General features: G+C 65.2%; 5 protein-coding genes. 4 read left to right on the forward strand and 1 reads right to left on the reverse strand.

Features of this window, described 5'->3' with window-relative positions; genetic code table 11:
* A partial coding sequence (locus tag EOA27_RS23320) for a GntR family transcriptional regulator (protein ID WP_145970486.1) occupies positions 1 to 265 on the reverse strand: 265 nt, incomplete at its 3' end.
* A gap of 308 nt (positions 266 to 573) precedes the next feature.
* On the opposite strand from EOA27_RS23320, the gene EOA27_RS23325 reads away from it, so the two are divergent.
* The 4 genes from EOA27_RS23325 (at position 574) to EOA27_RS23340 (ending at position 4,613) form a co-directional block, all read left to right on the forward strand.
* The gene (locus EOA27_RS23325) at positions 574 to 1,701 is read left to right on the forward strand and encodes a BMP family ABC transporter substrate-binding protein (protein WP_126081114.1); all 1,128 of its coding nucleotides are present in this window, start codon (positions 574 to 576) and stop codon (positions 1,699 to 1,701) included.
* Between the two features lie 101 nt (positions 1,702 to 1,802).
* Positions 1,803 to 2,945, forward strand: coding sequence for an ABC transporter permease (locus EOA27_RS23330; protein ID WP_126081113.1), 1,143 nt, complete (start codon positions 1,803 to 1,805; stop codon positions 2,943 to 2,945).
* Complete coding sequence (locus tag EOA27_RS23335; RefSeq protein WP_126081112.1) at positions 2,945 to 3,871, forward strand: ABC transporter permease; 927 nt, start codon at positions 2,945 to 2,947, stop codon at positions 3,869 to 3,871. The genes EOA27_RS23330 and EOA27_RS23335 overlap by 1 nt, the downstream gene beginning before the upstream one ends.
* A 40-nt stretch (positions 3,872 to 3,911) precedes the next feature.
* Positions 3,912 to 4,613: an isochorismatase family cysteine hydrolase gene (locus EOA27_RS23340; RefSeq protein WP_126081111.1), complete on the forward strand. Its 702-nt coding sequence runs from the start codon at positions 3,912 to 3,914 to the stop codon at positions 4,611 to 4,613.
* Positions 4,614 to 4,622: the final 9 nt, after the last annotated feature.

Here is a 4,622-nt window from a genome sequence, read left to right on the forward strand (position 1 = left end):
CCTCCAGCTCGGCCATGCTCTCGAACATCGAGGCCAGATGCTCCTGCGTGACCACGGCGACGATGGCGCCTCGGTTGGGCCGCCTCTCGACCAGCCCAATGGCGCTCAACTGGCTGAGCGCCTCCCGGACCGGCGTGCGCGAAACGTCGAAGCGGGCGGCGAGCGAGCCCTCGTCGAGCTTTTCGCCGGGACGCAGATAGCCGGTGACGATGCGGTCCGCGATCGCCCGCACCATCTGATCCACGGTCGTGCCCGACCTGACCAAGCCACGCTTTCCCGACACGTCTCCTCCGCCCAGTTTATTGCGGACGGCCCGCGAGGTGGACGGTCCACGGGCTGTTTCGACTCAAGGCCGCATCCCTGTATGCCTAGATTTTGACCTCAATGTCAAATTGATCATTTATCAGGCAAAAAGTGCATGCACTTGCCTTTGGTTTATGCATGTCTTCTAAATTCATTTATTGATTTTATTACGGAAAATCAAAAAAAGGAACTGGCACAGCGATTGCATGCACTTTCTTGAAGAGGTGTTAACCGACCCCATCAGGGGTCCAAGAAAGGGGAGCATTCGATATGACCGGGAAATTCATGCTTAGCCGCCGCGATCTGCTCAAGACCTCCGCCGCCGGGGCGGCGCTCGGTCTGGCCTCGGCGGCCTTTCCGATCCGCGCGGCGCGCGCCGCCGCCGCCACCGTCGGCTTCATCTATGTCGGCCCGAAGGACGACTATGGCTACAACCAGGCGCATGCCGAAGGCGCGGCGTCGCTGAAGGGGGTCGAAGGCATCTCCATTGTCGAGGAAGAGAACGTCCCCGAGACGGTCGACGTCCAGAAGACGATGGAATCGATGATCAATCTCGACGGCGCCTCGCTGATCTTCCCGACCTCCTTCGGCTATTTCGATCCGCATATGCTGGCCATGTGCGCCAAGTTCCCCGACGTGCAGTTCCGCCATTGCGGCGGCATGTGGAACAAGGACAAGCACCCGATGAACGCCGGCTCCTATTTCGGCTATATCGGCATGGGCCAGTACCTGAACGGCGTCGTCGCCGGCCACACCAGCAAGTCGAAGAAGCTCGGCTTCGTCGCCGCCAAGCCGATCCCGCAGGTCCTGCTCAACATCAACTCCTTCCTGCTCGGCGCCCGCTCAGTCGATCCGGCGATCACTTGCCAGGTGATCTTTACCGGCGAGTGGTCGCTGGCGGTGAAGGAGGCCGAGGCCACCAATGCGCTGATCGACCAGGGCGCCGACGTCGTCACCTGCCATGTCGACAGCCCCAAGGTGGTGGTCGAGACCGCCGCCGGCCGCGGCGCCTTCATCTGCGGCTACCACGCCAACCAGAGCCCGCTGGCGCCGGAAAAATACCTGACCGGCGCGGAGTGGAACTGGGCCAAGGTCTACAAGATGTTCGTCGACGACCTCATCGCCGGCAAGCCGCTGCCCAATTTCACCCGCGGCGGACTGGCCGACGGCTTCGTCAAGATGAGCCCGCTCGGCCCCGCCGTTGGCGAAGCCGCGCGCAAGCAGTTCGACGCGACATTGGCCGAAATGATGAAGGGCGGCTTCTCCGTCATCAAGGGCCCGTTGAAGAGCAACAAGGGCGCCGTTGTCGCGACCGAAGGCCAGGCCTTCGTTGAGACCGCCATCGAGCTCGAAAGCATGGACTATCTCGTCGAGGGCGTCGTCGGCTCGACAGCCTGAGGCATTGCGTGTCGCCCAAAACTGCGCAGCGGTTTTGGGATGACGACATGCATCCGAGCAAGAGCTTGAGGCACGCTTCAAGCAGGCCGAGGAGACGGGATATGGCGGACACTGTGAGCAGCCCGGACGTGCGGACCATCCTCGACGCCAGGGGATACCGGGCGGCGCTCGAATGGACCGCGAGGCGGGCGGAGGCCTTCGTCATTCCGCTCGCGGCGATGGTCGTCGGCATGGTGCTGTTCAGCCTGTTCATCCTGGCTGTCGGCAAGTCGCCGGTGCAGCTTTATGAGACGATGTGGCGGGGCGGCTTCGGCTCCTGGTTCTCGATCCAGAACTCCCTGTCGCGCGGCGCGCCGCTCCTGCTTGCGGCGCTGTGCGTGGCGCTGCCGGCGCGCCTTGGCCTGGTCGTCATCGGCGGCGAAGGCGCGATCGTGCTGGGCGGCGTCGCCGCAGCCGCCATCGGCGTCGCGCTGAACGGCGCGCCGTCCTTCCTCGTAATCCTCCTCATGGGCGTGGGGGGCGCAGCCGCCGGCGGCATCTGGATAGGTGTCGTCGGCGCGCTCCGCCATTACCGAGCCGTCAACGAGACCATCTCCAGCCTGCTGATGGCCTATATAGCCATCGCGCTGATGAACCATCTGGTGGAAGGGCCGCTGCGCGACCCGGCCTCGCTGAATAAACCCTCGACCCAGCCGCTGGCCGACATCTACCGCATCGGCAACATACCGGGCATGGAGGTGCATTGGGGTCTCGTGGTCGGCATCCTCGCCTGCGTGCTCTCCTGGCTGCTGATCGAGAAGACCCGCTGGGGTTTTGCCGCCCGCATCGCCGGCGGCAATGTCAGGGCCGCGCAGGTCCAGGGCCTTGCCGTCGGACCGCTGATCGTCGGCTTCACCGCGCTGGCGGGCGGTTTCGCCGGCCTCGCCGGCATGCTGGAGGTCGCAGCCGTGCAAGGCAGCGCGAATGGCTCGCTTGCCGCCGGCTACGGCTATACCGGCATCCTCGTCGCCTTCCTCGCCCGCCACAACCCACTTGCCATCATCCCTGTCGCCATCCTGCTTGGCGGCATCGACGCGTCCGGCGGACTGATCCAGCGCCGCATGGACCTGCCCGACGCAACTGTCCTGGTGCTGCAGGGCATGCTGTTCATCGTCGTCCTGTTCAGCGAGACCTTCTACGGCCGCTTAAAGCTCTTCAACCCGGACCTCTGGCAGAGGCCCCATTTTTTGAAGGGAAATGTCTGATGGAAACGACCGACATCGGACTGTGGGGCGTGCCGCTCGCCATGCTGGGCGGGGCTATCCGCGTCTCCACCCCCTTCATCTTCGTCTCGCTCGGCGAGGCCATCACCGAGCGTTCCGGCCGCATCAATCTCGGCCTCGAAGGCACGCTGGTGTTCGGCGCCATGAGCGCCTACGCGATCGCGGTAATGACCGGCTCGCCATGGCTCGGCCTTCTGGCCGCGGCGCTCGCCGGCCTCTGCTTCGGCCTCTTCCACGGCTGGATCTGCAAATTCCCGAAGGTCAACGACATCGCCATCGGCATCGCCCTGATGCTGTTCGGCACCGGGCTCGCCTTCTTCTTCGGCAAGCCGTTCATCCAGCCTTCGGCGCCCGACCTGCCGGCGATCCCGTTCGGCAACTGGTCCGACATCCCGCAGGTGCAGGCGGCGCTCAACGTCAACGTGCTGTTCCTGATCGGTGCCGCACTTGCCGTCTTCCTCTGGTGGGCCTTCCGCAACACGCGCGTCGGCCTGATCGTGCGCGTGGTCGGCGACAGCGCCGACGCGGCGCGCGCCATGGGCCTCAATCCCAACACGGTGCGGCTGCTCGCCACAGGCGTCGGCGGCGCGCTGGCCGGCATCGGCGGCGCCTACCTGTCGCTCTACTATCCCGGCAGCTGGACCGAGCGCATCTCGTCGGGCCAAGGACTGATGGCGGTGGCGCTGGTCATCTTCGCGCGCTGGAATCCGCTTGGCTGCTTTGCCGCAGCGCTCCTGTTCGGCGGCGCCGGCGCGCTCGGCCCGGCGCTGCAGTCGGTGGGCGTCACGCAGGGCTACTACCTTTTCTACGCCGCGCCCTACATCCTCACCCTCATCATCATGATCGCCACCTCGTCGCCGAGCCGCACGCTCGCCGGCGCGCCCGGCGAACTGTCGATCACCAAATGACCGCGCACCACGCACCGCTCGCGAGACCGGAGTTTTCGCCATGAACGCCAGAGCCGAGATCACCCAGCGCTACATCGACGCCGATCCCTATCCCTGGCCCTACAATGGCGATCTCAGGCCCGACAACACGGCGCTGATCATCATCGACATGCAGACCGACTTCTGCGGGCCTGGCGGCTATGTCGACCATATGGGCTACGACCTGTCGCTGGTCCGCGCGCCGATCGAGCCGATCAAATCTGTGCTGTCGGCTATGCGAGGCAAGGGCTACACCATCATCCACACGCGCGAGGGCCACCGCCCTGACCTCGCAGACCTGCCGGCCAACAAGCGCTGGCGCTCGCGCCGCATCAATGCCGGCATCGGCGATCCGGGTCCGTGCGGGCGTATCCTGGTACGCGGCGAGCCGGGCTGGGACATCATCCCCGAGCTCTATCCGGCCGAGGGCGAGCCGATCATCGACAAGCCGGGCAAGGGCTCCTTCTGCGCCACCGATCTCGAGCTGATCCTCAACCAACGCGGCATCGAGAACATCGTGCTCACCGGCATCACCACCGATGTCTGCGTGCACACCACCATGCGGGAGGCCAACGACCGCGGCTTCGAATGCGTGATGCTGGAGGATTGCTGCGGGGCGACCGACTACGGCAACCACCTGGCGGCGATCAAGATGATCAAGATGCAGGGCGGCGTGTTCGGCGCGGTGTCGAATTCCGCCGCGCTCGTCGCGCAGTTGCCGTGAGGAGCCGGC

Source organism: Mesorhizobium sp. M2A.F.Ca.ET.037.01.1.1, assembly GCF_003998075.1.
Lineage (GTDB): Bacteria > Pseudomonadota > Alphaproteobacteria > Rhizobiales > Rhizobiaceae > Mesorhizobium.